Origin of the sequence: Halomonas sp. AOP30-A1-24 (assembly GCF_052378165.1) — a bacterium.
Taxonomy (GTDB): domain Bacteria; phylum Pseudomonadota; class Gammaproteobacteria; order Pseudomonadales; family Halomonadaceae; genus Vreelandella; species Vreelandella citrativorans.
On record NZ_JBQSXL010000002.1, the window covers coordinates 174,781 to 201,762 of the forward strand.

Sequence of the window (26,982 nt, forward strand, 5' to 3'; positions counted from 1 at the left end):
AGCTCAATGCCTAGCCCCTACCAGCATCGTTAACCAGATGCGCCCTCTCTCGCCTCCTCGCAACCGTCTCGTACATAAACCTTCTGTCAGCGCCACCTCAATTACCGGCGTCTGCTACGCTTAAACGAACAATTAGGTAAACATTGGGGCCATCTATTCATCACAGGAGTGATAACGCAATGTCGCGATTACAAAGACGCCGTACGGGCGCAGGGGTACTGCTTTTAGCCGCTCTAGCGGGTGTTGTGATTTCTACTTACGCTTATATAACACCGTTGACCGGCGTAACCGGCACGCTTGGCGCATTGGTGGCTATTCTGGCCTGCATTGTGCTCATTGCCGCGGCACTGGTGCTCTTCAAACTTAACGCCAGTGGCGGGCTCATCGCGCTTCGTACGCTTATTATTATTGGGCTGGCTGGGACATTTTTCGCCGCTATGCTTTTACACCAGTGGTGGCTGGGCGTCGCCATGGTCATAGGCCTGATCGGGCTGATGGTTGATATAGCAAGCTCCCCCTCTAAACCCACTCGGACCTGAGGCGCTCTATGCCTGCTCATTATGTAAATACCCAACGCCAATGTGGGCGTTCATCCTCTCGTTTCACTGGCAACCTGCTTTTAGCGCTACTGTTCACACCGTTACCGCTATTGGCGCAAGCGCTGCCTTCCGAGCAAAGCGAACCTTTAAACGAGACAAATAGCCACCAGGCAATTCCGCTAGTCCCCGAAGGCGCCATTTGGGATAGCTTTCACGGGCAGCTTAATGCGCAAAAATATAGCCCACTGGATCAGATCAACGTAGACAACGTAGGTCATTTAGAAAAAGCGTGGGAGTTTCATACCGGCGATGTCTCCGATGGCTCTGGCGATATTCCTCCCACGGTTTGGTCAGCAACCCCCGTATTTGCCAACGATACGCTCTATATAGGCACGCCGTTTTACCGGGTATTTGCCTTGGACCCCGCCACTGGCGAACAGCGCTGGATGTTTGACACCGATTCCTCTCTTGAAGCCTTGACCCAGCCAGCGCTTAAAAGCCGCGGGGTAGCCTACTGGGAAGCGGACGAGCCTTCTGACAATGCCTGCGATAAAATCATCTACTTCGGCACCATGGATGCTCAGCTTTTCGCACTCGATGCCGATAGCGGTGAACCCTGTGAAGACTTTGCTGATAATGGCGTTTTGAACGTTAACCAGTGGAATAATATTCCCGAAGATTGGCCGTTATCGCTCTTGCAACCCCCCACTGTCGTGGGTGACCGGCTTATCCTGGGCTGGGCGGGTAAAGACTGGGCAACCAGTGAAGCCCCTTCGGGTACCGTTTTCTCGGTCAATGCGCGCACAGGCGAGCTTGAGTGGGCCTTTGAAGCGCTATCCGAAGAGATGCGTGAACGCAGCGGTACCGCCAATGTTTGGACTCACATGGCAGCCGATGAAGAACTTGGGCTTGTATACTTGCCCATCTCTTCGCCCTCGCCCAACTTTTGGGGCGGTAATCGTACCGAGGAAGTGCCGCTGGCCACGTCCACGACCGCACTGGATATTGAAACCGGAGAGGTCGTATGGTCACGCCAGTGGGTACATCACGACCTATGGGACTACGATATTAACGCCGCACCTACCCTAATGGATATTACGGTCGATGGTGAAGAGATACCGGCGTTAATGCAGGCCACCAAAATGGGTTTTCTCTTCGTGGTTAACCGTGAAACCGGCGAAGACGTGTGGCCGATTGAAGAGCGCGAGGTACCTAGCGGTGATGGTACGGTAGAGGGCGAAGTCTACTCACCCACACAGCCATTTCCCACCAAACCCGCCCCGCTGCTTGACCAGTCTGAGAAACCAAGCATCTGGGCGCTGGCCGATGCGGTGAGCTTTGGCCAGTGCTCCGCCCTTTGGGATGATCTTTGGTATGAAGGCATGTACACCCCACCTACCACCCAAGGCGAAGGAACACTTGCCTACCCGGACAGTGCCGGTGGCGTGCAGTGGGGCGGCGTGGCCTTTGACCCGGTTAATCAAACGGCCGTCGTCAATACGTCACATATTGTGCAATACGTGAAGCTATTTAATCGCGACGACTTTGAAGAAGCCGACAGAGGTTCAGGTAATGAAAGCGGATACTCTCCTCAAGAGGGCGCGCCCTACGGCATGCGCTTGGAAGTAGCGCTTAACTGGCTTGGCATGCCCTGTTGGGAGCCGCCCTTTGGCGAGTTGGTGGCGCTGGATATGACCACCGGCGATGTGAAGTGGCGCCGCCCGGTAGGCGCTTCACAGCAGTACGGCTTTTTCATGCCTGAGCGTTGGGGCTCACCGACCATTGGCGGCCCGGCTATCACGGCTGGGGGGCTTATATTTATCGGCGCATCCATAGACGCCAAGCTTCGCGCTTACTCGCTTGAAACCGGCGAACAGCTTTGGTCTGACCAAGCGGAAGCGCCCGCAGTCGCCAATCCTGCCGTTTACGAGTACGAGGGCCGACAATATGTGGCGTTCGTAGCCGGGGGCAATACGATTGTCAAAGATCAGGTAGGCGACCAACTGGTGGTCTATGCCCTGCCGGAGTAACCGTACCTTGTAAACACCATAACCCAAAGGGGCGGCCCGTGTTTTGCAACACGGGCCGCCCCTTTCTCTATTCCTACCATGTTCGAAGAAGCCGTATCCGCTACCGCATGGTGCGTGCCTGCCTTCTATTGAGGCGAGTTTGTATCACGCTTTGTCAGTGCTGACTCCATACGGTCAAGCTGAGCACGTAATTCACGAACATCACTACGTAACCCCTGTATCTCAGCCTCCTCTCCTTCGCCACTGTCCAGCGCCATCTGGGCGCTCTCTTTTTGCATGACGTCCAGCACAATGCCGATCATCATATTGAGAAAGATAAAGGCGTTGAGGAATATGAACGTTAAGAAGTAGATCCAGGCATAGGGAAAGTGCTCCATCGTCGGGTACAGGACGGCAGTGGCCCAGCTTTCGAATGTTGCCACCTGGAAAAGCGTGAGCATGGCCAGCGCAATGTTACCCCATAGCTGCTCATCGACGGTGTGGAACAAAAAGCTGCCGATTGCGGCATAAATGTAGAAAATAATAAACATCAAAAGCGCCACGTATCCCATACGTGGTATGGATTTGATCAACGCCGACAGCAGCATTTGAAGCTCAGGTATCATTGATACCAGACGCAGCACGCGGAAGATGCGTAGCAAGCGCGCCAGCAGCACCATTTCTGACTCATCCATGGGGATTAGACTGGCGGTAACAATCAAGAAATCAAAGATGTTCCAGCCTTTTTTGAAGAAATCCCGCAGCCTGGGCTCTGCCGCCATACGAATAAGGATCTCGACCAGAAAAAACACCGTCACCGCCATATCCAGCACGCCGAGCCACTGCTCAAACCGGCTCACCTCATCGTAGGTGCGTGCGCCAATTACCAGCGCCGATATCACAATGATGGCAATCACAAACGTCTCAAAAAACTTATTACTGCGCAGCTTTTCAAAGCGTGCCTGCCAGGTACTAAAGGAAGTGCTCATTGCTGTAAAGTTCTCGCAAGCATAGAAAATTCAAAAAATAGTTTAAAAAATGAGAAGCATTATTCATCCTCCCCATGCGGCAACGCAAATGCTACCTGCAATAACCGCCAACCGTTTGGGGCGTGCATCAACGGCAAGTCCCCAATCACTTTCTCTTGTTCATTGAATACGCGGACCGATTATACGAAAGCCGCACATCTTCAAAACAAGTGATATTCTACAGTTTCGCTTAATTTACCCTTGGCCCTAGGTGTATTCTCCTCACTTTGCGGCCTTTTTTGAGATTTTATTGCGCTGGATGAGCCCATGACACTGCTTTGGATAGCCTTATTACCGTTGCTTGGGGTACTGGTGCCACTGATCACCGCTCAACGCGACCGCTCTGTGTGTTCGCTTGCGACGAGCGTGGTACCGGCTGCCGCCCTGCTACTCACCTTACTTCAGATACCGGCCTTGCTGGATGGTGAAACATTGCGCTTCCATGCTGAATGGATGCCTGAGCTTGGCTTGGAACTTGCCTTTCGTCTGGATGGCCTGTCCTTGCTTTTCAACCTCCTGATTCTGGGGATTGGCCTGCTCGTATTGCTGTATGCCCACTTCTATTTGGGCAAAGATGAACCTGTAGGGCGTTTCTACGCTTTTCTGATGCTGTTCATGGCCTCTATGGTCGGCATCTCAATGTCTGACAACCTGATTCTTTTATGGTTGTTCTGGGAGCTTACAAGTCTCTCCTCGTTTCTATTGATCGGTTTTTGGTCTTATCGTAACGATGCGCGTAAAGGCGCACGCATGGCGCTAACCGTGACAGGTGCAGGCGGCCTTGCCCTATTAGCGGGGCTATTACTGCTCGGCGATATGGCCGGCAGCTTCAATATGAGTGATGTGCTGGCCAGTGGTGCCACCATTGTGGCGGACCCGCGCTACCCCATCATGCTGGCACTAATTTTATTGGGTGCTTTCACCAAATCGGCGCAGTTCCCGTTTCATTTCTGGTTGCCGCATGCCATGGCGGCGCCGACCCCGGTTTCTGCTTATCTGCATTCGGCCACCATGGTTAAGGCGGGCATCTTTTTAATGGCCCGGCTGCATCCAGCGATTGCCGGTAGCGAGCTTTGGAGCGTGGTGGTACCGCTTATCGGTTCAATCACGCTGCTATATGGCGCCTGGTTTGCTCTGTTCAAGACGGACCTAAAAGGTATTTTGGCGTTTTCTACCATTAGCCACCTGGGCCTGATTACAGTGCTATTGGGCATCGGCACGCCTATGGCCGTTTTGGCGGCGCTGTTTCATATTGTTAACCACGCCACTTTCAAAGCAGCGCTTTTCATGAGCGCAGGCATCATCGACCATGAAACCGGCACACGTGAGCTTAAGCAGTTGGGTGCGCTGCGCAAAACCATGCCCATTACTGCCCTGCTGACGACACTGGCCGCTGCGGCGATGGCAGGTGTGCCCTTCTTTAATGGGTTTCTCTCCAAGGAGATGTTCTTTACTGAAACATTAGCCACGCCCGTACTGGGCGGGTTAAGTTGGCTAATCCCTGCGCTGGCCGCTATAGGTGGCATTCTTTCCGTTGCCTACTCGGTACGTCTGGTGTATGCGGTGTTCTATGCGCCTGCGAAGGAAGCGTCGCCCAAGGCGCCTCATGAGCCACCACACCTGATGCGTTTTCCGGTCGAACTACTAGTAGTGCTCTGCATGCTGGTAGGTTTATTCCCCACGCTGATGGTCAATAACCTGCTTGAGCTGGCGACGCAAGCGGTGCTCGGTGAACCGCTGGACTTCCACTTGGCTATTTGGCACGGCGTGAACCTGCCACTCATCATGAGTATGGTGGCGTTTGTAGTGGGTGTTGTCCTTTACTGGCGCCATGCTGATCTACGTCGTTTCGCCCAATCGTTTGCCAGCGTCGATGCAAGCCGTGTGTTTGAGCGCGCAATGATCAGCCTTGAGCAACGTGCAGAAGCCCTCGTGGCCGCCTGGGACGGTCATTCGCTGCAGCGCTTTGTGGGCTGGCTTTTGCTGTCCACGCTGATCATGGGCGTTATCGGCTTATCACAAATTACCGAGCTTACCGGCCCCAAAGGCAATCAACCCATTGATGGCGTGCTGCTGCTAGGCGCTGGCATGTTGATTTTTGGCGGTATCGCCACCGCCGCCACTCACCGCTACCGGCTAATTTCACTACTCATGCTGTCGGTGGTGGGACTTTTTGTAGCCCTTACGTTTGCACGCTTCTCTGCACCGGATCTAGCGCTGACGCAGCTTTCGGTGGAAGTGGTAACGATGATTTTGCTGATGCTGGCGCTTTTTTTCCTGCCTCAAAAGACGCCCCCCGAATCCAGCCCCAAGCGCAATCTGCGCGACATGCTGTTAGCGGGTTCATTGGGACTTGTCATCGCCAGCATTAACTATGCGGTGATGACGCGAGATACGCTGTCGATCTCTAACTTCTTTATGACCAATAGCGTTCCTGGCGGCGGCGGCCATAATGTGGTCAACGTCATTCTGGTCGATTTCCGTGGCTTCGATACCTTGGGCGAGATTACGGTGCTGGCCTTGGCGGGCTTGGCGATTTTCAAATTGCTCAACCGTTTACGCCTGTTTATCCCGCACAGCGACGGAGAAGGCCGCGTTTGGTCCCCTGATCGTTATCCGGCCATTCTGACCTCTATTTCACTAGCTCTATTGCCGTTGGCGCTGCTGGTATCGGCGTTTATTTTCTTGCGCGGCCACAATGAGCCCGGCGGCGGCTTTATCGCTGGCTTGATCACCGCGGTTGCGCTGATTCTTCTGTATATGGCACGTGGCGTGGAATGGACACAACAGCGTTTGGACTTCCCCTTCCAACCCGTTGCCATTGCAGGGGTTGCGGTGGCGACGCTAACCGGCTTGGGTAGCTGGTTGTTCGGCTACCCCTTCCTGACCTCTGCCTTCAGCTACTTTAGCCTGCCGGTAGTCGGTAAGTTTGAGTTAGCCACTGCTCTGCTGTTTGATCTCGGCGTTTATCTCGCCGTCGTCGGCGCCACGCTGATGATTCTGGCCAACCTGGGCAAGGTCACCACGACTCACCGGCCAGTGGTTAATGAGCCCAAGGGCGATGAGGTCACGCCGCCACCCGCCAAGGAGCAAAGCTGATGGAATTACTTTACGCAATCACCACCGGCGTACTGAGCACCTGTGGCCTCTATTTAACGCTTCGGGGGCGTACTTTTCCCGTAGTGGTAGGTCTAACGCTGCTTTCTTACGCCGTGAACCTGTTTCTATTTTCGATGGGTGGGTTAACCACTGACGGTGCGGCCATTGTTCATGGCGAAGGCGTTTATGCCGACCCGCTGCCTCAAGCGCTAGTGCTTACCGCCATCGTTATTGGCTTCGCAATGACCGCTTTCGTCGTGATTCTCGCGATGCGCGCCCGCAGTGAAGTGGGCAACGATCATGTAGACGGTAAAAAGGAAGACCGCGAATGATGCAACACCTGATTGTTTTTCCTATCGTCCTGCCACTGATCGCCGGCATTATGCTGCTCTATCAGCGCCAAGGATTGGTTCGCTACAAACGTATCGTGAGCGTTGTGGCCACCGTTCTATTACTGGCCGTGGCGATAGGCCTAATTAGCCAAGCCATGCGTGGCGAGATTCTTTACTACGCATTGGGCAACTGGCAAGCGCCTTTCGGCATCGTACTGGTGCTCGACCGCCTATCTGCCTTGATGCTGTTGATCACAGCCCTGCTTGCAGTGGGTGCCGTGATATTTGCCTGTGCAGGGGATGATGAAAAAGGCAGCAATTTTCACGGCCTTTTTCAGTGGCAACTTCTGGGCATTAATGGCGCGTTTCTAACCGGCGACTTGTTCAATCTGTTCGTCTTTTTTGAAGTGCTGCTTCTCGCCTCTTACGCGCTGCTGCTACACGGTGGCGGCAAAGCACGCATCCAGGCGAGCGTGCATTACGTGGTACTCAACCTGGCAGGTTCTTCACTGTTTCTGATAGCGGTAGGTACGCTTTATGGCGCTACGGGAACGCTTAACATGGCGGATATGGCGCTGCGCGTAGCCGAACTGCCTGCTGAGCGCCAAGGTCTGGTGACCGCTGGCGCGTTAATGTTGTTGGTGGTATTTGGCTTGAAAGCCGCCATTTTGCCGCTCTATTTCTGGCTACCGCGCGCTTATTCAGCGGCGCCCGCCCCGGTGGCAGCTCTCTTTGCCATTATGACCAAGGTCGGTATCTACGCCATCCTGCGCGTTTATCTGCTGATTTTTGGCGAAAGCGCGGGCGCACTGACCGCACTGGAGCAGCCATGGGTATGGTGGCTCGGCTTGGCAACGCTCGTTGCCGCTGGGGTAGGCATTATGGCTGCCCGAGACCTAAAACTACTGGTCGCTTACCTGGTGTTGCTGTCGGTGGGCACACTTTTGGTCGGTGTGGGCATGCGAATAGAGCAAGCGACTTCAGCGCTTCTTTACTATTTGATTCATACCTCCTTGATTACGGGTGGTTTATTCCTGCTGGCTGAAATGATCGGATTACAGCGCGGCAAGGCAGGGACTCGGCTGGTGAAAAGCCGCCCCATGACCCAAGGCAAGGCGTTAGGGCTACTGTTTCTTGTAGGTGCTGTCGCCGTTGTGGGCGTTCCGCCACTTTCCGGCGCCTTGGGGAAAGCACTGGTGCTCAACGCCGCTGAAGGTGCTCAGCGATTATGGCTATGGCCTACTCTACTGCTGGTGAGTTTGGCAGCCTTGATCGCTCTGTCGCGCGCAGGTTCCACGATCTTCTGGCGTAGCTATCGCGGCAGTTTAGGCGGCAATGCGTTGCCACGCCGCCAATGGTTTGCCGTCATCTGGCTGCTAAGCGCGGCCCCCTTAATGACCCTGTTTGCAGGGCCCATCAGCAGCTACACCCAAGCAACGGCCGAGCAGCTATCACAGCCACAAGTCTTGATCGACACGCTGCTACTTGATGCAGGAGATGCCCCATGATTACCCCGCGCTCCTGGCTGCCGACGCCAGTTTTATCGCTATTATTACTAGGCGTCTGGCTGCTGCTTGCACGCAGTTACGCCCCCGGGCAAATCGTACTGGGCGGCATACTGGCCATTATCATCCCACTGGTGACCTATCGGTTCTGGGACACGACTCTACGCATCAAAAAGCCCTGGGTGCTGCTGCGGTTTATCTTGAGGGTTTTAAAGGATATCGTCGTCGCCAATTTTGAGGTGGCTTATCTAGTGGCCAACCCTTGGCGCAGGCTAACGCCACATTTTATTGAATACCCTTTAATGCTGGAGGAGCGCTTCACCATTACGCTGCTGGCCAGCACCATTAGCCTGACGCCTGGCACGGTATCAGCCAACCTGCGCCTCGACGGTCAATCGCTATTAATCCATGCTCTGGATGTTGATGATGAAGAGGAACTGATCAGGCAGATCCGCGAGCGGTATGAGCGTCCTCTCAAGGAGATTTACGAATGCTAAGCATTGCTTTGTACATTACCCTAGCGCTTGTCGTCATGGCGCTGCTGATGAATCTCTTTAGGCTTACCGTGGGGCCAGACCTCCCGGACCGCGTACTGGCGCTGGATACCATGTACGTTAACTCCATCGCACTGATTGTTCTGCTGGGGCTATGGCTTAACAGCAAAACCTATTTCGAGTCGGCGCTGCTGATTGCCATGCTGGGCTTTATCAGCACCGTGGCCGTGTGCAAATACATTCTGCGCGGAGACATTATCGAATGAACGCACTTTCTGTCTCGTATCACCCGGAGGCGTCGCCATGTCGCTCTTTGTAGAAGCACTTATCTCCTTAATGCTTATCACCGGCGGCGTGTTCGTATTTATCGGCTCACTGGGGATGGCTCACCTGCGCGATTTTTATATGCGCCTGCATGGCCCTACCAAGGCCACTACGCTGGGTATTGGCTGCATGCTGATTGCCTCAATGGGTTATTTTTGGAGTGTCGATGGTCACATTGATATTCAGGAGTTGCTCATCACGCTATTTCTGTTTATTACCGCCCCTGTCAGCGCCCATTTGCTTGCCAAAACCGGCCTGCACTTGCGTTTGAGGCATGCCCAAAAAACGCAGGGCAAACCGATAGAGCTTCGCTCAGAGGAAGTCGGTGATAAACCCGTCCCCCATCCCGACAAAGGCCACGGTTAGCCGTCCGGCCATGGCCCTGTAGTGAGAAAAACAGTCTCTACACGGCCACGGCTTCCTAAATTTTCACAGCCCACAACCGATAAATAAAGTGCTTAACAATGACAGAGATAGTAGTGGTCGTTAGCGCTTTCCGGTAAGCTCCACAGCGTTTTTGACCATAATGAGGTGAATGTATGTGGAGCCTCCTACGGCTGTCTGCCATTACGCTATCGCTATGTGTGTTAGCCGGTTGCTCAGACCCCAAAATAGATACCAGCTCCATGCCAGCGGCGGTTGTCTCAATTGAGAATGTACGTGAGGCGATGCCTGCTTATAAGCGTGATGAGTTTGATAAAGCGCTCGCTATCATGGCGATGCCAAACTTTGGCAGCATGGCCTTACTTAGCCCTAAACGAATGAATGCAGCCGAGATCGCTGAATCGGCCAACGTTCGCATGCATGGTCTAACGGGCGACCAGGTAATTAAACGCGCCGACGATATTCTACGTGAGAGGCGAGCCAGAGAGCGTCAGCAGGCGCTCTCTACCCTTGCCCGGTTGACTGAAAAGCAAGCGCGGGCAGCTAAAGACCGCGAGCAACGGGAGCGCTTTAGCATTGATAACGCACGCTATTATATAAGCCAAAGCCCATACGGCACACCAGAACCGGCGCTGGATATTGAGGTGACCAATCATACGGAGCAGGCCGTCTCGCAAGTATTTTTAAGAGGTGTTGTGACCAGCGCTGATCGGTCCGCGCCCTGGATTGATGAAACGTTTTACTATGTGATTGCGGGCGGTCTTGAAGCAGGTGAAACAGCCATGTGGCGCTTGGCACCTAATCGTTTTAGCGCTTGGGGAAACACACAAATACCCAGCGATGTATCGCTCACGGTAACCGTCGAAGGCCTTCAAGATGCCCAAGGCAACCCGTTATGGGATTCGCCTGAACTTAGCAAGAGCGAGGTAGAAAGGCTTGAGCACCTGAGCCACGAATATCAGGGCATCGCACTATCTACCACCCAGTAGTTGTCGGGTTTATAGAGCGCGTACTATTGAGTCGGTACGTTACGCACCGACTCAATAGCTGGCCGAAAAGCACTTAATCCATTAGATCCGTTTGGCGATAACCAATCAGATACAGCACGGCATCAATGCCCAGTGTCGAGATCGCCTGACGCGCTTGAGCGCGCACTAATGGCTTGGCTCGAAACGCGATACCCAATCCCGCTTTAGCCAGCATTTTCAGGTCATTGGCGCCATCGCCTACCGCAATGGTCTGCTCCAACGTAAAGCCTTCGCGCAGCGCAATTTGTTCCAAAAGCTCTGCCTTGCGCTCAGCATCAACGATCGGCAACGTCACTTCACCAGTGACTTTACCGTTCTCAATCACCAGCTCATTAGCATGAATCTCGTCAAAGCCGAGTTTTTCCTGTAAATGGCGGGCAAAGTAGGTAAAGCCCCCGGATAGAATCACGGTGCGGTAACCGAAGCGCTTTAAATTAGCCATCAAACGCTCTACGCCATCCATTAACGGCAGCTCTTCGGCAATCTTGATCAGCACCGACTCATCCAGGCCTTTCAGCTTGCTCATGCGTTCGCGAAAGCTCTCCTGAAAATCCAGCTCGCCACGCATGGCCCGTTCGGTCACCTCGGCAACCTCATCACCCACCCCGTGGTGCCGGGCCAGCTCATCAATCACTTCAGCTTTGATCAGCGTGGAATCCATATCGAAGCACACTAGGCGGCGATGGCGCCGCCAGATTGAGTCTTCCTGGATGGCGATATCCACGCCATGTTCGCCTCCTAGTGCCAACGCCTTTTCGCGCAGCGCTTCGATATTCGCCTCGTCGCCACGTAACCAGCACTCAACGCAGGCACCGCCGGAAGGCGCGCTACCCTCCAGCGATTCACGCCCAGAAAGCCGATGAATCAGCTCGACCGTTAACCCAAATTCTGCCGTTAAAATGCCGACTTCAGCCAATATGCCTGCTGGCAAATGCGGCGCCAGCAGCGTCAAAATAAGCCGAGGCTGACTTGCTTCGTTGCTCCAGCGCCGATAATCGTCGGCGTTAACCGTAATCACCTGCACATCCAACCCTAGCGCATCGCCCGCCTCGCTGAGCATCGCCTCCAAGGCATTATCGCGTTCAAGCCCCACAAGGGCTTCCAGAGAGAGCATGCCAAACGTCACGCTTTGATTAATATCCAAAAGCTGGGCATTCGTGCGGGCCAGCGCTTTCCCAAATCCCTCTAGCTGCCCGGAACGCGCCATACCGGTTGCACGAATTAAACAACGTTTTGTCATGAGTTACTCTCCCGCCTCTAACCGATCAACTTTTTGGAAGCCGCGCGGCAACTTGCTGCCTCGTCGCCCTCTTTCGCCGCGATAATACGCTAAATCATCCGCTTTCAAGGTCAGCTTGCGCTTACCGGCGTGAACCAGCAGTGCGTCGCTTGCCGAGAGAACGGTAACGTCACGTACAAACTCCTCACGTCGGGCGGCTCTCGGGCCGGGAATATCGAGCATTTTGTTGCCTTTACCTTTGGTCATTTCAGGCAACTGCTCAAGCGGGAACAGCAGTAATCGGCCTTCGCTAGACACCGACGCCACCCACAGCTCTTCACCGTCAGGCACTTCGATGGGCGCCATCACGCTACAGCCTTTGGGTACGCTGAGTACCGCTTTGCCGGCTTTATTTTTACCGGTAAGCGCGTCCAAGCGGGCCATAAATCCATAACCACCGTCGCTTGCCAATACGAAGCGCCGTTCGGGTGGGGCAAGCATTAGCCCGGCCATTTGTGCCCCTGCCGAGACATTAGCGCGGCCGGTCACCGGTTCACCTTGGCCCCGCGCACTGGGCAAGTTATGGGCGGCCAGGGTATAAGCGCGTCCCGTGTCGTCCAGCAGCACCAGCGGCTGATTAGTCTTGCCCCGAGCGGCCAGATGAAAGCTATCACCGGCTTTATAGGACAGTCCTTCCGGATCAATATCGTGCCCTTTGGCAGCGCGAATCCAGCCTTTATCAGACAACACTACGGTGACCGGATCAGCCCCCAGCAACTCAACTTCTGAAAGTGCCTTGGCTTCACTGCGCTCAATCAACGGTGAGCGGCGCTCGTCGCCGTGCTCTTTGCCCGCCGCACGAATCTCTTTTTCGATCAGCGTGGTTAGCTTTGCTTCACTGCCCAGCAAGCCCGTAAGGTACTTACGCTCTTTTTCCAGCTCGTCCTGCTCGCCGCGAATTTTCATCTCTTCGAGCTTGGCAAGGTGACGCAGGCGCAGTTCGAGAATCGCTTCCGCTTGGCGCTCAGAGAGACTAAAAGTGGCGATTAGCGAGGCTTTTGGGTCATCTTCCTCACGAATAATTCGGATCACTTCGTCAAGATCCAGATAGGCTGTCAGCAAGCCTTCCAAAATGTGCAGGCGGTCTTCCACCTTGCCCAGGCGGTGCTCCAACCGGCGGCGCACCGTGGTCCGGCGAAAGCGTAGCCACTCGCCCAGCATATCCGTTAGGGGCATGACCCGCGGGCGGCCGTCCAGGCCGATCACGTTCATATTTACCCGCACGTTCTTTTCCAGGTCCGTGGTGGCAAACAGGTGGGCCATCAGCGACTCGACATCGACGCGGCTGGAGCGCGGTTCAATCACTAGGCGCGTGGGCTCTTCATGAGTTGATTCATCACGAAGATCGGCCACCATCGGCAGTTTTTTCGCCTGCATCTGCGCGGCAACCTGCTCAAGTACCTTGGCACCGCTGACCTGGTACGGCACGGCGGTAATCACGATATTGGCGTCTTCGCGGGTATAGCGCGCACGCAGTTTTACCGAGCCTCGGCCTGACTCATAAAGCTTACGCAGGTCGGCTTGGGGCGTGATGATTTCCGCATCCGTAGGAAAGTCCGGCGCGGGTACAAACGCCATCAAGTCAGTTGTGGTCGCCTTAGGGTTGCGCAACAGATGGCAGGTAGCCTCGACCACTTCGCTAACATTATGGGGCGGAATATCGGTGGCCATGCCCACGGCAATCCCGGTACCGCCATTGAGCAGTACATGAGGCAACTTGGCAGGCAGCACGAGAGGCTCCTGCATGGTGCCGTCAAAGTTGGGTGCCCAGTCGACCGTGCCCTGCCCCAATTCGCCCAGCAGCACTTCGGCAAACTTGGAGAGCTTGGCCTCGGTGTAGCGCATGGCGGCAAACGATTTGGGGTCATCCGGACTGCCCCAGTTGCCTTGGCCATCCACCAGCGGGTAGCGATAGCTGAACGGCTGGGCCATCAGCACCATGGCTTCGTAACAGGCGCTGTCGCCGTGAGGGTGGAATTTACCCAGCACGTCGCCCACGGTACGCGCTGATTTTTTGTACTTGGCATTGGCGTGTAGCGCCAATTCGCGCATGGCGTAAATAATCCGCCGCTGCACGGGCTTCATGCCGTCGCCAATGTTGGGCAGCGCACGGTCCAAGATGACGTACATCGAGTAGTCGAGGTACGCTTTTTCGGTATAGTCGCGCAAGGAGAGGCGTTCGACGTCGCCTTCCGCTACCTGAATATCCATGGTCATCGGGGTTATACCTCAATATCTGCGAGGTTGCCGTAATCTTCCAGCCATTTCTTGCGGTCGCTGGCGCGCTTCTTGGCGAGCAGCATATCCATCATTTCCATCGTGCCATCGCCCTCTTCCAGGGTGAGTTGCACTAGGCGACGGGTTTCGACCGCCATGGTGGTTTCGCGCAGCTGTAAAGGACTCATTTCGCCCAGGCCCTTAAAGCGCTGTACGTTAGGTGTACCGCGCTTTTTCGCCAGTTGCTTGAGCACGGCGGCTTTTTCGCTCTCATCGAGGGCGTAGTGCACCTCTTTACCTAAATCGATGCGGTAAAGGGGCGGCATGGCGACAAACACATGACCGGCATCCACCAGCGCCGGAAAATGGCGTACAAACAGCGCGCACAGCAGCGTGGCAATGTGCAAACCATCGGAGTCGGCATCGGCAAGAATACAGATCTTGTGGTAGCGCAGCTTTTCAAGGTCGGCGCTACCTGGATCAGCGCCAATCGCGACCGCAATATCATGAACTTCCTGAGAGCCGTAAATATCGTGCGTCTCGACTTCCCAGGTATTCAGAATCTTGCCGCGCAGGGGCAGGATTGCCTGAGTGTCGCGGTTACGCGCCTGCTTCGCACTGCCCCCGGCCGAGTCGCCCTCGACCAGAAACAGCTCGCTAAGTGACGGGTCCTGCCCGGAGCAGTCAGCAAGCTTGCCGGGAAGCGCCGGGCCTGATGTGACCTTTTTACGGGCGACCTTCTTGGCCTTTTTCTGGCGATGCTGAGCGGCGCTGATCACCAACTCCGCCAACTGCTCGGCTTGATCAATATGATGATTGAGCCACAACGAGAAGGCATCCTTCACCACGCCGGAGACAAAGCCTGCGATGGTGCGTGATGACAGCCGCTCTTTGGTTTGCCCGGCAAACTGGGGGTCGAGCATTTTCACCGAAAGCACGAAAGAGGCGCGCTCCCAAAGGTCCTCAGCGGTGAGTTTGATGCCGCGCGGCAGCAGGCTGCGATATTCACAAAACTCGCGTAGTGCATCCAGCAGTCCTGATCGAAAACCGTTAACGTGAGTGCCGCCTTGCGGCGTGGGAATCAGGTTAACGTAACTTTCCAACAGCGACTCACCGCCTTCCGGTAGCCATTGAATGGCCCAATCCACACCGTGCTCGTCGTCACTGAAGTGGCCGACAAACGGTTCACCGGGCAGTACGTCATAGCCATCGGTGGCTTCGGCCAAATAGTCGCGCAGACCATCAGCGTAGGCCCACTCGGTTTTGGTGCCATCTGGCTCAATCAGCGTAACGGCAAGCCCTGGGCAGAGCACCGCTTTGGCGCGCAGTAGATGTTTAAGCTTTGAAACGGCCAGTTTGGGGCTGTCGAAATAGCTCTCATCAGGCCAAAAACGCACTAAAGTTCCGGTAGCGCGTTTAGCCGCCTTGCCGATTTCATGCAGATTTTCGACTTTTTCGCCGTGCTCAAAGGCAATCGCATGGCGCGCGCCGTCACGGGTCACTTCTACTTCCAGGCGCCGTGAAAGCGCGTTAACGACCGAGACGCCAACGCCGTGAAGGCCACCAGAAAACCGATAGCTTGAAGAGGAGAACTTACCGCCTGAGTGCAGTTTGGTAAGAATCAGCTCCACCCCTGAAACGCCGTGCTCGGGGTGAAGATCAATCGGCATACCTCGGCCGTCATCCTGAACCTCGATGCCCCCATCGCTGTGCAACGTGACACGAATAAAAGAGGCGTGGCCGGCCAGCGCTTCGTCGACGCTGTTATCAATCACTTCCTGGGCCAGGTGATTGGGCCGTGAGGTATCGGTGTACATACCGGGACGCTTACGTACCGGCTCGAGCCCTGACAGGACTTCGATAGAACTCGCGCCGTACTGAGAGGCATCAAACTGGGTCATGTAACGTCGGTTCCTGAAGGGTAAAGCTGGCAGCCGCCTGTAACTTGTACAGGCGGCCGACAAAGATCGCTAGAATAGCAAAAAGCTGTATATCCAGCCATATCTAATACATGGCAGGAAAACTGGGAGCACGCTTTTTCATAGACGCCCGAGGCAGTTACCCATCCTGCTCGGCGGCCCAAAACGCTTCAATCAAGCCGCGGCTAGAGGCATCCATGCGGGTAATGTCGCCCTGCCCATCGATGATGCCTTGGGTATCCGTGGCAATTTTTTTGCCAAGCTCCACCCCCCACTGATCGAACGGATTGATATCCCAGATAACGGCTTGAACAAACACCTTATGCTCATAAAGGGCAATCAAAGCCCCCAGCGTAGCGGGCGTTAGTGTATCCAGCAGTACCGTGGTCGATGGCTGATTGCCGCGATAGCGTTTGTGCTCTGGACGGGGGCCATCATCATCCAGCGCGTCATCGCCGAGCATCAGAACGCGGGACTGGGCAAAGCAGTTGGCAAGCGCTAGCCGGTGCTGCGCTTTGAGATGGCGGCGAGTATCCGGGTCTTCCACCTCATCATAACGCTTGAGCGGAGCGATAAAATCACACACAACCGACTGAGTGCCCTGATGAAGCAGCTGATAAAACGCATGCTGAGCATTGGGGCCCAGCTGCCCCCACAGTACCGGGCAGGTCGAATAATTGACCGCCTGGCCCTGGCGGGTAACCGACTTGCCGTTGGACTCCATTTCCAGCTGTTCAAGGTAGGCAGCAAAATATTCCAACCGACCATCGTAAGGCAGGATTGAGTGGGCGCGGATATCCAGAAAATTAACGTTCCAGATGCCGGCCAAGGCCAGCAGAACCGGCAGGTTATCTTCCATGGGCGCTTCACTGAAGTGGCGGTCCATGGCGTGGGCACCGGCCAGCAGCTCGCGAAAATGCGTCATGCCTACGACCAGAGCAATCGGCAAACCAATCGTGCCCCATAGCGAATAGCGCCCGCCTACCCACTCCCAGAATTTAAGCTGGTGGTCGGGCGCAATGCCCCACTCGCTCATTTTCTCGGGGCTGGCCGACACACCAATAAAGTGCTGGCGCACAATAAGTTCAGCGCTTACCGGTGGAGCACTGACAAAATCGCTATGCTGAGTTAAACGGCCCAACAGCCAGTCTCTGGCCGTATTGGCGTTGGAAAGAGTATCAATGGTGGTAAACGACTTGGAGGAGAGCACAAAGAGGGTCGTTTCCGGATTTAGACGCCCTAAATAATCGGCCAGCTGCGAGCCATCCATTGTCGAGGCAAAATGTACCTCAACGGGATGAATATTCTCAGGCCGATAATCGGCCAGTGCATGGGTCACCATCAACGGCCCTAAATCCGAGCCGCCGACGCCTAAATTCACCACATGGCGAATGGGCTTGCCCGTGGCTCCTCTCCACTGCCCGGCGTGCAAACGGCACACCAGACGCTCCATTTGCGCCAGGCTTTCCTGCACTCCGGCGACAATATCTTCCCCTTCAACGTTCAGCGTTGCCTCGGCCGGTAAACGCAGCGCTGTGTGCAAGGCTGGGCGGTTCTCACTAACGTTAACCCGCTTACCACTTAATAAGGCATCAATAGCGCTGGGCACACCCGCATCGTGCGCCAGCGCTAACAGATGCTCAAGCGTATCGTCGTCCCAACGCTGCTTGGAAAGATCCAGCGTCAGGCCGGCTTCATGGCGGGTAAAATTCGCCCATCGGCTGCTCTCCGAGCCAAATAGTGTTTTTAAATGAACGCCTTTGAGTTCATCGGCATGCTGTTTTAATGTCTGCCATGCGGGCAGTTTATCGGGGGTGGCGCGTGATGCTGAGGCCATTTGCCGTCTCCTGTGGCGTCGAACCATGCAGCTCGGGTCTGTTCTGGTCAAATCAGGGCGCGTAAACTACTCCCCCCTTTTGATGATTCCCGGCTTGCCAATGAGTAATGCATCTTACCGTGACGCTATCTTTTCGACACCCCTTGATCGAGTGGCGCGCTTCTCGTTCGATGAACAGGTAGTGGCTTGTTTTCCCGACATGGTCCGTCGCTCTATACCAGGCTACGGCCAAATCCTGGGCATGCTGAGCCTGATTGCCCAGCGTCACCTTCGCCATGGCGGCCACGTGTATGACCTGGGCTGCTCGCTCGGCGCCTCAGGCTTGGCGCTTGCGGGCGCACTCGCCCCTGACGCGTTTCGCTATACCGGCGTCGATTTATCACCAGCAATGGTGTCGCGTGCTCGCCAGACCTTCACCGAAGAGTGCCCTGAACATGCCATGAGCGTGGAAGAAGCCGACATTCGCACGCTCGAGTATGCGCCATCCGGCATGATCATTCTTAACTTTACGCTGCAGTTTTTGCCACCGGCTGACCGGGATGCCCTGTTAAGGCGGCTGTTTGACGCGCTCGAGCCTGGCGGCGTGCTGGTTTTATCGGAAAAAACCGTTGACGTCGATGAGCGGGATAATGCCTGGCGAGTTGAGCGCTATCATGACTTCAAACGCGCCAATGGTTACAGCGACATGGAAATCAGCCAAAAGCGCACCGCACTTGAAAACGTGTTGGTGCCCGATACGCTGGATGCGCTGCATCAGCGCTTACAGCAGGCAGGCTTCCCACGTACGGTAACGTGGTTTCAATACTTGAACTTTGCCTCTGTCATTGCGTTTAAGGAGAGTTAAGTGGAGCTCCCTGATGACCACCGCGCACTTTATCAGGCGTTTTTAGACCAGGGCTTAACGACCTGGCTGGCTAAATTACCCGAGCAGCTGGCCAGAGGGCTTGACCGCCAACGTCATGGCGACCTGCCCGCCTGGGAGAAGGCCGTTGCCAAACTGCCGGCCTTACCGGCCGAGCGCCACGTTCAACTGGACAGCGATACGCTAACGGTAGAGCTTGCGCTCAGCGATAGCCAGCAACGCCAATGCTTTAATCTACTGCGTAAGCTGGCTCCGTGGCGCAAAGGACCTTTTCAGCTGGGCGGCATTCATATCGACACCGAATGGCGCTCTGATTGGAAATGGCAGCGCGTGGCGCCTCATTTAGCCCCCCTGAGATACCGCAAGGTGTTGGATGTAGGCGGCGGCAGCGGCTATCACGCCTGGCGGATGACCGGAACAGGAGCGGCCTTCGTGCTGGTGATTGACCCTTCACCACGCTTTTACTGGCAGTTCCAAGCAGTGCGCCACTTTGTGGGCGATGCAGACGGTGGGCGCACTCAGTTTCTACCGGTCGGAATCGAGGATGTACCGGAAAACCTCGGCTTTTTTGATACGGTGTTTTCAATGGGCGTGCTTTATCACCGCCCTTCGCCACTTGAACATCTTCAGCAGCTAAAAGCCGCGCTGGCGCCGGGTGGCGAGCTGGTATTGGAAACGCTGGTGGTGGAAGGCGACGAGCAAACGGTGTTTGTTCCCGGCGAGCGTTACGCCGCGATGCCTAATGTTTACTTTCTACCCTCCTCCAAAGCGCTTTGCCACTGGCTTAGCCGTTGCGGCTTTACCAATATTCTCGTGGTCGATGAGGCAGTCACCACCCTGGACGAGCAGCGCTCCACCGAGTGGATGACCTATCAATCCTTGGCCGACTTTTTAGATCCCAATGATCGTACCCGCACCATCGAAGGCTACCCGGCGCCGCGGCGGGCAGTGATTATTGCCAACAAGCCGGAACAGGCTGTAAAAACAGTTATTTAAGCCAGCACAGTCGTTAGCGTTTAGCGGCGCAAGATCACCAGCCAGCGGCCCAGGTTCAACATGCTGGCAAGTGAAGCCGCAACATAGGTGAACGCACAAGCGGTAAGCACATGCCGAGCGCCCGACATGTCGTAGGGTGGCACGTACTCTTTTAAAAGCGGCAGTGCGCGGTTGAAGCTGGCATCAAACTCCACCGGCAGCGTGACCAGATGCACCAGGGCGGCGGTACCAAAGCTGATCACCGCCATGCCAATGACTAACGCCAAACCGCCCGGCACGCGCGTCAACAAGAATAAAAACGGCGCGGCCATCATTAGAATCGCGCCCATTTTTTCTGCCTTTTGGGCAACACCTACCAAGCGGCTGCGTGCCAGCAGTGGCGCATAGCCTTGGTGATGCTGCAACGCATGGCCTACTTCATGAGCGGCAACGGTAACCGCCGTTAACGAGCAGCCATCATAATGGTCAGGCGAAAGGCGCACACAGCGCGTCTCTGGGTCGTAATGATCGCCGAATTCGGTACGCTCAACGGGAATGTCTTTAATACCCAGACGCCGTAGCAAATGCTCGGCAAGCTCAGCGCCGGTGCCAGGGTAGTCATTACGTCCTCGCATATGGCGTTTTAGCACCCACTTTGCCCATACATTGGGCAGTATAAATACCGCGAGTAACAGCACGACGAATAGAACGACCATGATGACTTAACACTCACTAGGAGAAAACAGGGAAAGGCTTCGTTTTATCATGGTCGGGCTAGCAACAACAGAGTTGAGGCTAGACTTCCCCTTGGGCTTCACGACGCTCTTCTTCGCGATGCTCTTTTACATCGCGCTCGACCGCTTCCAGGCCCCGCGCTGAAATATCCCCATTGGCGTGGGCGTGCTCAGCAATTAATACACTGTCGGGTGCGAGCACCAGGTCACACTCGGAATTGACCAGTTCATCGCGAAGCCGTTGAATGGCCTTCTCGCGCTCAGGGTCTTTATCCACGCGACGGATATAAATCGCCTTGATGCGCCCAGGATAGGCTTTCACGATCTCAGCATACACTTCTGGGTCGTGCTGTCCGCTATCGCCAATCAGGATGCACGGTAGCCCATCAAACAGCGTCAACATTCGATCAATTAACAAGCGCTTGTGAGCTTCGGCACGGCGCGGCCAGGGGTGACGCAGCGAAATTCCCCACTCGCGTAGAAACAGGATCGGACCTACCGGAATCCGGTTAAGCTGAAAGAACGTTTCGAGCATTTCGTAAATAGCCCATGGCCCGCGGGATACATACAAGATGGGTCGCTCGGCCTTCTCACTTTCGCCCCGGTGCAGCGCCTGATAAAGCGAGGCAACGCCTGGAAACGCCGTACGCCGATGGGGTTTACGCACAAACAGGCGGTAGAGCATCTTTAGCTTTTCGGCAACGCCGGTAAACATGACGGTGTCATCAATATCGCTGATAATCAGCAAGTCGGTTTCCGGTGGCGGTACGTATACCTCAACATTAGTACGTACAGGCGACTGGTTTTCCGCATGCACCCTAATATCCGCTCGATGCCAGGACACATCGATAGGCAGCGAATGGGTAATCGGAAGGTGCGCATCGAAATAGCCATCCCGGTCGGTTGTCAAGGACAGTTCGTTTTCACCGATACGAATATCAACTTGGGCACCGGCCAAGCCCCGTCGAAAAATGCGGCGCGCTACATCAGCTGTGTCGCGCAGCATCCCTCGGCGTGGAATAGCGCGGCCAAGAGCGGCTTGGCGGAACACCCGCCCCATCAAAAACACTTCACTGGACGAACCGTAACCACGGTAAGGATGAACGACCATCCCCCCGCGGCCACGGTCTCGCTTCATCGGTTTTGCAACCGTGTGGACAAGCCTTTTAACAAAGCTTGCCCACGGGCTCAACCATGACATTAGGCGTGTTGACCTGAGTGGCGTCCTTCTTGCAGCTCTTCAAGGAGCTTGGCATTGAACGCATCCAGGTCTTTGGGGGTACGGCTAGTGACCAAACCATTATCCACCACGACGGCCTCATCGACCCATTCCGCGCCCGCATTGCGTAAATCCTGAGCCACGGTGGGCACCGACGTCATACGACGACCTTCTACCAAGCCAGCGTTAATTAAAATCCATGGCGCATGACAAATAGCGGCTACTGGCTTACCTGCGTGAAAAAATGCTTTTACAAAACTTAGCACGTCTTCTTTGACCCGCAGCGCGTCGGGATTGAACAGGCCGCCTGGCAGTACCAGGGCGTGATAATCAGATTCATTGACATCTGTCAGCGCTTTATCAGCCGAATATGTATCACCCCAATTAGTTTCTGCCCAGGCACGAATATCGTTGCCTTCAGGTGTCACGATATCAACATCAACACCGGCATTTTTGAGTGCGTCACGCGGTGAACTCAGCTCAGACTCCTCAAAGCCATCGGCCGCCACAATAGCGACGCGTTTACCCTTTAGTGTTTGGTTCATCATGCTCTCCTTTTCGTGATGAGGCGTGCGTGAAAAACGCTTTATCAGTGTGGCGTATCCTGGGAGAGCGTCAAGCGAGCCGACCGCTAGATTAGAGATGTTTGATTTAAGTAGATATAAAAAAGCCCGCTTAATCAAAGCGGGCCAACCTGTTGATAAAGACTATTGGTAAAGACTATTGATAAAAAATGATTTAGCGTTTGAGCAATTGACTAATATCGTTGGCTTCCCAGTGCGGAAAGTGCCTGCGTACCAGCGCATTAAGGTCTTTCTCAAACGCTGACCAGTCCGTGGTGGGGGCTTCAGCAGCACCTGCTGAACCCGCTTCACGAATCATTCCCGCTCCCACCGTTACGTTGGTCAGCCGATCGACAATAATAAAGCTTCCCGTTTTAGGGCTAACCCGATAATTATCGATGGGTACGGTGGCGGTAAGCTCGATATCACAGCGAGCAATCGCATTGAGGTTTAACGCCTGCGCTGTGTGCTTCTCAAGCGTATTAACATCAATTTGATAGTCAATAGCGCTGACCTGCCCGGAAAGATCGCGGGTAGCGAGTTTAAAGTCGTAAAGCTTACCCAGGGTTAGTGGGTCTTCATGCATCCAGACCACATCAGCAGTAAACCGGTTGGAAAGCGGCACATCCGCATCGGCACTGACGAGCCAGTCGCCACGAGAAATATCGATCTCGTCTTCAAGCGTCACGGTAATCGCTTGGCCGGGATAGGCTTCGCTTAAATCACCCTCAAAAGTGACAACCCTCGCCACGGTAGAGGTTTTACCCGAAGGCAGCGCTTTTACCGCTTGGCCGGGGCGTAAGATCCCGGCGGCCAGCGTCCCGCAGTAACCACGAAAATCCAGGTTCGGCCGATTGACATACTGTACGGGCAAACGCAGATCCGTCAGGTTGTCGTCTTGGCTGATTTCGGTATTTTCGAGTAGTTCGATCAGCGTCTCGCCGCGATACCACGGCGTGTGCTCGCTACGGTTAACGACGTTATCGCCATTGAGCGCCGACATGGGCACAAACTGGATATCGTCCACCTGCAAATTCGTTGCAAACGCACGGTACTCTGCCTTGATTTCCTCAAAGCGCTGCTCAGAAAAGCCCACTAAATCCATTTTGTTGACAGCAATGACCAAGTGCTGAATACCCAACAAGTCAGCAATAAAGCTATGCCGACGCGTTTGGGTTTGCACGCCATAGCGAGCGTCGATAAGGATAATCGCAAGGCTTGCCGTAGAAGCGCCGGTGGCCATATTACGTGTGTACTGCTCATGGCCTGGCGTATCGGCAATGATAAATTTGCGCTTATCCGTCGAGAAGAACCGATAGGCGACATCAATAGTAATGCCCTGCTCACGCTCGGACTGCAGACCGTCTACCAATAGCGCCAAGTCAACCGTATCACCCGTGGTACCGCTGGTTTTGGACGCTTGAGTAATCGCTGCTAGTTGATCCTCAAAGATCATTTTGGAGTCGTGCAGCAAGCGACCAATCAGGGTCGATTTACCGTCGTCGACACTGCCGCAGGTAATAAAACGCAGCAGGTCCTTGTTTTCATGCTCGTGCAGGTACTGCTCGATGTTGTCAGCGATTAAGTTAGATTGATGAGACATTAGAAGTACCCCTCGCGCTTTTTCTTCTCCATCGAACCCACCTGGTCGCGATCAATGGCGCGACCACTGCGCTCACTGGTGCGGGTCAGCAGCATTTCCTGAATAATTTCCGGCAGCGTTGCCGCTTCGGACTCCACTGCGCCGGTTAGCGGGTAGCACCCAAGCGTTCTGAAACGCACCGACTTCTCTTCAGGCACTTCACCTGGCGCTAGCGGCAAACGATCGTCGTCTACCATCACCTGCATGCCGTCGCGCTCAACCACTGGGCGCTTGGCTGCGAAGTACAGTGGCACAATCGGGATAGACTCCAGATAGATGTACTGCCAGATATCCAGCTCCGTCCAGTTGGAAAGCGGGAACACGCGAATCGACTCACCCTTGTTGACCCTGGCGTTATACATGTTCCAGAGCTCAGGACGCTGGTTTTTGGGATCCCAACGGTGGTATTTGTCACGGAAGGAGTAGACCCGCTCCTTGGCCCGAGAGGCCTCTTCATCGCGCCGGGCACCGCCAAACGCAGCATCAAAACCATGCTTGTCCAGCGCCTGCTTGAGCGCTTGGGTCTTCATGATATCGGTATATTTGGCGCTGCCATGCTCGAACGGGTTGATATTCGCCTCCCGCCCCTCTTCGTTGGTATGCACGATCAGTTTCATACCCGCCTCGGAAGCCATGCGATCACGAAACTCGATCATTTCCCGGAATTTCCAAGTGGTATCCACGTGCATCAGTGGAAACGGCGGGGTACCGGGATAAAATGCCTTCCGCGCCAGGTGCAGCATCACCGAAGAGTCTTTGCCGATCGAATACATCATGACCGGGTTACTGAACTCAGCCGCCACTTCACGAATGATATGGATGGACTCGGCTTCAAGCTGTTTTAAATGAGTGAGACGCGCGGCGCTAAGTGCGCTGGGCACCTCACGCCGGGGCGTCGAAGAGAGCGGGGAGAACTGAGTCATGGTCTGCTACCTCACAAAACAAGCCAATTTTTATAAGCTTGCAGTACACGCTGAATTAAAACGTTATACGTTCGATTGTGGATAGAGTAACGCCGAGTCAATAATAACCCAAAAGAATTAATAACTATCTTTTTATTCTTTTATCGCCTAACGAACATAAAAAACATGATATCGCTATACGTCAACGCGCTCGACCCAGGTATCCCACTGCTCACCGCTAAGGTTTATCACTCGATAACCAGGCCGTGAGGCTTCATCAATCGTAAATTCATCAGCGCCCGGCATAAACTGATCAGACATGGCTGGGCAGCCGTAAACACTCACTGAACCTGCCGCTGTTTCAATGTGCTGCGCATACGCTTGGTGAGCGTGACCAAACAGCACGACTTTCACCTGAGGATAAGCGCTTAAAACCTGCCAAAACGCTTCACGATCTTGTAGGCCGATAGCATCCATCCAGTCAGCGCCAACATCCACCGGTGGATGGTGCATGGCAATCAGCGTGGGGCGGTCATCCTCTTCCAAACGTGTCGTTAATGCCATCAACTGTTCGCTGCCCAGCTCGCCGAAGGGTTGGCCCGGCACTTGGGTATTGAGCAGCAGCAGACGCCACTGCTGCAAATCTACCTCGTCAAGCAGCGGATGCTCGGCGCACATGAATGCTACCTGGTCGTGATTGCCCGGGAGCCAAAACCACGGGCAAGGAAGGTCAGCCAACGCCTCCTTGGCCAGTGCATAGGAAGCCGCTGTTTCATCCTGACTGATGTCTCCCGTCACAACGATAACGTCCGGACGTTCAGCCGCTGCCGCCGCGAGAACACGTTGAAAATGCAGCCAAGGAACCCCCGCACGCGAACGTGTAGTAACATCAGCATGCAAGTGAGCATCGGTAATCTGTACAAGGCGCATTAGCGCATCTCCGGTAAATCGCAAGTATGACCATGGGCTAGTCCATGCGCTAACCATTCGCCTAAAAAGCGGTTTAACTGGAGCTTTTCATCAGGCTGATGCATCTGCGCATTAGGATATCGATAGCGGCCACTAAAGTGGCGCTGACGCTGAAAATCCGTCACCTCCGCCATACGCACGTCATGGTAAAGGTGCACGCGCATGCGCGGGCCGTCCATAACTGAATCCAACGGACCGCTTTGAGTGACCGCCACCATGGTGGTGTAAGGGGCATGTTCCAATACGGTAAGCTGCAAATCGCCAAAGTACTGCTCGTCACTGCTTAAGGCGATCTCTCGGCGCTGGCCACTCTCCATATCGCCCACCAGGCGTAATAACCGCAGGTAGTTGGCGCTGCACTCCCCCTGGAGCGACTTTAAATCGGTGACATAGGCTGTTCTTGCCATGAACACTCCTCGTGGTTTTCACTTTACGTGAGCGCTCGTTGGGATGCCGCGCGCAACGAAGCACGCTGACCAGCTAGCCAGTGCAATCCAATCAAACACATGGCGTTGTCGAGTCTTCCCTGTATCAAGAGTTCCCACGCGGTCGGAAAAGACACCACGTGAACACGGATATCTTCATGCTCCTCGTCAAGACCATGAATACCGCCCATACCTTGAGTATCAACCAGCCCACAAAAAAGCGTTACGCGTTCGTTGCACGCGCCAGGGCTTGGGTAGTACGTATGCATTAGCGTTAACGGGCCTACCACGCAGCCCGACTCTTCCAGCGCTTCGCGCCGGGCAACCTCTTCGAGTGATTCATCTTGTTCAACCAACCCTGCAACCAGCTCTAGCTTCCAGGGCGAAACGGGATCATCGAAAGCACCAGCACGAAACTGCTCCACCAGCACAAGCGCATCCCGTGCAGGGTCGTAAAGCAATACGCCTACCGCATCGCGACGGTGGTGCACTTCGCGATGCATGGGCTTGCTCCAACCACCTTCAAAAAGCCGGTGGCGTAGTTCCATGACTTCCAAGCGAAAAAAGCCCTGATGAAGCGTTTTACGCTCAATCAGCTCTATATCGTCACGGCCAAAAGGCGGTGTTTCTAATGATGAAGTTTTAGCATTGAATGCCATGCGGCACTCCCAGTAATCACAATTACCCCATTATCAAT

Annotated in this window: 24 protein-coding genes; 11 read left to right on the forward strand and 13 right to left on the reverse strand. The window is 54.8% G+C overall.

From position 1 onward, the window contains the following. Window positions 1-179 precede the first annotated feature (179 nt). A complete protein-coding gene (locus ACT3TJ_RS02025; RefSeq protein WP_444621392.1) occupies window positions 180-539 on the forward strand; it encodes a hypothetical protein in 360 nt (119 codons plus the stop codon). Window positions 540-547: 8 nt separating this feature from the next. Beyond that, on the forward strand, window positions 548-2,569 hold the full coding sequence (locus ACT3TJ_RS02030; protein ID WP_441676992.1) for a pyrroloquinoline quinone-dependent dehydrogenase: 2,022 nt from the start codon (window positions 548-550) through the stop codon (window positions 2,567-2,569). A gap of 125 nt (window positions 2,570-2,694) precedes the next feature. Here ACT3TJ_RS02030 and ACT3TJ_RS02035 read toward each other — a convergent pair whose 3' ends face one another. Next, window positions 2,695-3,537, reverse strand: a complete 843-nt coding sequence (locus ACT3TJ_RS02035; RefSeq protein ID WP_192526298.1) for an ion transporter — start codon at window positions 3,535-3,537, stop codon at window positions 2,695-2,697. A 306-nt stretch (window positions 3,538-3,843) separates the two neighbouring features. Here ACT3TJ_RS02035 and ACT3TJ_RS02040 point away from each other — a divergent pair, with 306 nt between their 5' ends. From ACT3TJ_RS02040 to ACT3TJ_RS02070, 7 genes are all read left to right on the forward strand, one after another. Next, a complete protein-coding gene (locus ACT3TJ_RS02040; RefSeq protein WP_192526297.1) occupies window positions 3,844-6,675 on the forward strand; it encodes a monovalent cation/H+ antiporter subunit A in 2,832 nt (943 codons plus the stop codon). Then, a complete protein-coding gene (locus ACT3TJ_RS02045; RefSeq protein WP_087109531.1) occupies window positions 6,675-7,007 on the forward strand; it encodes a Na+/H+ antiporter subunit C in 333 nt (110 codons plus the stop codon). Before ACT3TJ_RS02040 ends, ACT3TJ_RS02045 begins: the two co-directional genes overlap by 1 nt. Further along, entirely contained in the window at window positions 7,004-8,515 is a 1,512-nt protein-coding gene (locus tag ACT3TJ_RS02050) for a monovalent cation/H+ antiporter subunit D (protein WP_441676991.1), read from the forward strand. The genes ACT3TJ_RS02045 and ACT3TJ_RS02050 overlap by 4 nt, the downstream gene beginning before the upstream one ends. Next, on the forward strand, window positions 8,512-9,009 hold the full coding sequence (locus ACT3TJ_RS02055; RefSeq protein WP_172116262.1) for a Na+/H+ antiporter subunit E: 498 nt from the start codon (window positions 8,512-8,514) through the stop codon (window positions 9,007-9,009). Before ACT3TJ_RS02050 ends, ACT3TJ_RS02055 begins: the two co-directional genes overlap by 4 nt. Continuing rightward, entirely contained in the window at window positions 9,003-9,272 is a 270-nt protein-coding gene (locus tag ACT3TJ_RS02060) for a K+/H+ antiporter subunit F (RefSeq protein ID WP_087109537.1), read from the forward strand. Before ACT3TJ_RS02055 ends, ACT3TJ_RS02060 begins: the two co-directional genes overlap by 7 nt. 37 nt (window positions 9,273-9,309) lie before the next feature. Next, the gene (locus ACT3TJ_RS02065) at window positions 9,310-9,696 is read left to right on the forward strand and encodes a Na+/H+ antiporter subunit G (protein WP_192526295.1); all 387 of its coding nucleotides are present in this window, start codon (window positions 9,310-9,312) and stop codon (window positions 9,694-9,696) included. 173 nt (window positions 9,697-9,869) lie between these two features. Next, window positions 9,870-10,703 (forward strand): DUF6694 family lipoprotein, encoded by an 834-nt coding sequence (locus ACT3TJ_RS02070; RefSeq protein ID WP_318779675.1) that lies wholly within the window; start codon window positions 9,870-9,872, stop codon window positions 10,701-10,703. A gap of 73 nt (window positions 10,704-10,776) precedes the next feature. Here the strand turns inward: ACT3TJ_RS02070 and serB are convergent, their stop codons facing one another. The 4 genes from serB to pgi all read right to left on the reverse strand — a co-directional run bounded on the left by serB (window position 10,777) and on the right by pgi (window position 17,994). Beyond that, window positions 10,777-11,982, reverse strand: coding sequence for a phosphoserine phosphatase SerB (serB, locus tag ACT3TJ_RS02075; protein WP_192526294.1), 1,206 nt, complete (start codon window positions 11,980-11,982; stop codon window positions 10,777-10,779). A 3-nt stretch (window positions 11,983-11,985) separates the two neighbouring features. Next, window positions 11,986-14,238, reverse strand: a complete 2,253-nt coding sequence (gene parC / locus ACT3TJ_RS02080) for a DNA topoisomerase IV subunit A (protein WP_192526293.1) — start codon at window positions 14,236-14,238, stop codon at window positions 11,986-11,988. Window positions 14,239-14,243: 5 nt separating this feature from the next. Next, complete coding sequence (gene parE, locus ACT3TJ_RS02085) at window positions 14,244-16,139, reverse strand: DNA topoisomerase IV subunit B (protein ID WP_192526292.1); 1,896 nt, start codon at window positions 16,137-16,139, stop codon at window positions 14,244-14,246. A gap of 157 nt (window positions 16,140-16,296) precedes the next feature. Beyond that, window positions 16,297-17,994 (reverse strand): glucose-6-phosphate isomerase, encoded by a 1,698-nt coding sequence (pgi, locus tag ACT3TJ_RS02090; RefSeq protein WP_192526291.1) that lies wholly within the window; start codon window positions 17,992-17,994, stop codon window positions 16,297-16,299. A gap of 100 nt (window positions 17,995-18,094) precedes the next feature. Between pgi and cmoA the strand changes: the two genes are divergently transcribed. Both cmoA and cmoB read left to right on the forward strand, forming a co-directional pair. After that, complete coding sequence (gene cmoA / locus ACT3TJ_RS02095) at window positions 18,095-18,838, forward strand: carboxy-S-adenosyl-L-methionine synthase CmoA (protein WP_087109693.1); 744 nt, start codon at window positions 18,095-18,097, stop codon at window positions 18,836-18,838. Further along, complete coding sequence (gene cmoB / locus ACT3TJ_RS02100; RefSeq protein WP_192526290.1) at window positions 18,839-19,852, forward strand: tRNA 5-methoxyuridine(34)/uridine 5-oxyacetic acid(34) synthase CmoB; 1,014 nt, start codon at window positions 18,839-18,841, stop codon at window positions 19,850-19,852. A 20-nt stretch (window positions 19,853-19,872) separates the two neighbouring features. On the opposite strand, the gene ACT3TJ_RS02105 is transcribed toward cmoB, so the two are convergent. From ACT3TJ_RS02105 to ACT3TJ_RS02140, 8 genes are all read right to left on the reverse strand, one after another. Then, window positions 19,873-20,547 carry a zinc metallopeptidase gene (locus tag ACT3TJ_RS02105; protein ID WP_192526289.1) on the reverse strand — a complete coding sequence of 225 codons (675 nt, stop codon included), beginning with the start codon at window positions 20,545-20,547 and terminating at the stop codon, window positions 19,873-19,875. A 79-nt stretch (window positions 20,548-20,626) separates the two neighbouring features. Beyond that, window positions 20,627-21,766, reverse strand: a complete 1,140-nt coding sequence (locus tag ACT3TJ_RS02110) for an App1 family protein (RefSeq protein ID WP_192526288.1) — start codon at window positions 21,764-21,766, stop codon at window positions 20,627-20,629. Next, window positions 21,766-22,329 carry a type 1 glutamine amidotransferase domain-containing protein gene (locus ACT3TJ_RS02115; protein ID WP_192526287.1) on the reverse strand — a complete coding sequence of 188 codons (564 nt, stop codon included), beginning with the start codon at window positions 22,327-22,329 and terminating at the stop codon, window positions 21,766-21,768. The genes ACT3TJ_RS02110 and ACT3TJ_RS02115 overlap by 1 nt, the downstream gene beginning before the upstream one ends. 193 nt (window positions 22,330-22,522) lie before the next feature. Further along, complete coding sequence (gene cysN / locus ACT3TJ_RS02120) at window positions 22,523-23,950, reverse strand: sulfate adenylyltransferase subunit CysN (RefSeq protein ID WP_192526286.1); 1,428 nt, start codon at window positions 23,948-23,950, stop codon at window positions 22,523-22,525. Further along, entirely contained in the window at window positions 23,950-24,912 is a 963-nt protein-coding gene (gene cysD, locus ACT3TJ_RS02125; RefSeq protein ID WP_172116252.1) for a sulfate adenylyltransferase subunit CysD, read from the reverse strand. Before cysD ends, cysN begins: the two co-directional genes overlap by 1 nt. Before the next feature lie 174 nt (window positions 24,913-25,086). Beyond that, window positions 25,087-25,821, reverse strand: coding sequence for a metallophosphoesterase (locus tag ACT3TJ_RS02130; RefSeq protein ID WP_192526285.1), 735 nt, complete (start codon window positions 25,819-25,821; stop codon window positions 25,087-25,089). Then, a complete protein-coding gene (locus ACT3TJ_RS02135) occupies window positions 25,821-26,267 on the reverse strand; it encodes a DUF1249 domain-containing protein (RefSeq protein ID WP_172116250.1) in 447 nt (148 codons plus the stop codon). Before ACT3TJ_RS02135 ends, ACT3TJ_RS02130 begins: the two co-directional genes overlap by 1 nt. Before the next feature lie 23 nt (window positions 26,268-26,290). After that, window positions 26,291-26,944, reverse strand: coding sequence for an NUDIX domain-containing protein (locus ACT3TJ_RS02140; RefSeq protein ID WP_192526284.1), 654 nt, complete (start codon window positions 26,942-26,944; stop codon window positions 26,291-26,293). Window positions 26,945-26,982: the final 38 nt, after the last annotated feature.

Excerpts from the sequence above, each read along its gene's own strand:
- ACT3TJ_RS02025 (WP_444621392.1), top strand. The coding sequence starts at position 180 with ATGTCGCGATTACAAAGACGCCGTACGGGCGCAGGGGTACTGCTTTTA.
- ACT3TJ_RS02050 (WP_441676991.1), top strand. The coding sequence starts at position 7,004 with ATGATGCAACACCTGATTGTTTTTCCTATCGTCCTGCCACTGATCGCC.
- parC (WP_192526293.1), bottom strand. The coding sequence starts at position 14,238 with ATGACCATGGATATTCAGGTAGCGGAAGGCGACGTCGAACGCCTCTCC.
- ACT3TJ_RS02070 (WP_318779675.1), top strand. The coding sequence starts at position 9,870 with ATGTGGAGCCTCCTACGGCTGTCTGCCATTACGCTATCGCTATGTGTG.
- ACT3TJ_RS02140 (WP_192526284.1), bottom strand. The coding sequence starts at position 26,944 with ATGGCATTCAATGCTAAAACTTCATCATTAGAAACACCGCCTTTTGGC.
- ACT3TJ_RS02055 (WP_172116262.1), top strand. The coding sequence starts at position 8,512 with ATGATTACCCCGCGCTCCTGGCTGCCGACGCCAGTTTTATCGCTATTA.
- ACT3TJ_RS02060 (WP_087109537.1), top strand. The coding sequence starts at position 9,003 with ATGCTAAGCATTGCTTTGTACATTACCCTAGCGCTTGTCGTCATGGCG.
- ACT3TJ_RS02105 (WP_192526289.1), bottom strand. The coding sequence starts at position 20,547 with ATGGTCGTTCTATTCGTCGTGCTGTTACTCGCGGTATTTATACTGCCC.
- ACT3TJ_RS02110 (WP_192526288.1), bottom strand. The coding sequence starts at position 21,766 with ATGTCATGGTTGAGCCCGTGGGCAAGCTTTGTTAAAAGGCTTGTCCAC.
- ACT3TJ_RS02065 (WP_192526295.1), top strand. The coding sequence starts at position 9,310 with ATGTCGCTCTTTGTAGAAGCACTTATCTCCTTAATGCTTATCACCGGC.
- cmoA (WP_087109693.1), top strand. The coding sequence starts at position 18,095 with ATGAGTAATGCATCTTACCGTGACGCTATCTTTTCGACACCCCTTGAT.
- cysD (WP_172116252.1), bottom strand. The coding sequence starts at position 24,912 with ATGACTCAGTTCTCCCCGCTCTCTTCGACGCCCCGGCGTGAGGTGCCC.
- ACT3TJ_RS02030 (WP_441676992.1), top strand. The coding sequence starts at position 548 with ATGCCTGCTCATTATGTAAATACCCAACGCCAATGTGGGCGTTCATCC.
- pgi (WP_192526291.1), bottom strand. The coding sequence starts at position 17,994 with ATGGCCTCAGCATCACGCGCCACCCCCGATAAACTGCCCGCATGGCAG.
- serB (WP_192526294.1), bottom strand. The coding sequence starts at position 11,982 with ATGACAAAACGTTGTTTAATTCGTGCAACCGGTATGGCGCGTTCCGGG.
- ACT3TJ_RS02135 (WP_172116250.1), bottom strand. The coding sequence starts at position 26,267 with ATGGCAAGAACAGCCTATGTCACCGATTTAAAGTCGCTCCAGGGGGAG.
- ACT3TJ_RS02115 (WP_192526287.1), bottom strand. The coding sequence starts at position 22,329 with ATGAACCAAACACTAAAGGGTAAACGCGTCGCTATTGTGGCGGCCGAT.
- ACT3TJ_RS02035 (WP_192526298.1), bottom strand. The coding sequence starts at position 3,537 with ATGAGCACTTCCTTTAGTACCTGGCAGGCACGCTTTGAAAAGCTGCGC.
- ACT3TJ_RS02130 (WP_192526285.1), bottom strand. The coding sequence starts at position 25,821 with ATGCGCCTTGTACAGATTACCGATGCTCACTTGCATGCTGATGTTACT.
- parE (WP_192526292.1), bottom strand. The coding sequence starts at position 16,139 with ATGACCCAGTTTGATGCCTCTCAGTACGGCGCGAGTTCTATCGAAGTC.
- ACT3TJ_RS02045 (WP_087109531.1), top strand. The coding sequence starts at position 6,675 with ATGGAATTACTTTACGCAATCACCACCGGCGTACTGAGCACCTGTGGC.
- cysN (WP_192526286.1), bottom strand. The coding sequence starts at position 23,950 with ATGTCTCATCAATCTAACTTAATCGCTGACAACATCGAGCAGTACCTG.
- ACT3TJ_RS02040 (WP_192526297.1), top strand. The coding sequence starts at position 3,844 with ATGACACTGCTTTGGATAGCCTTATTACCGTTGCTTGGGGTACTGGTG.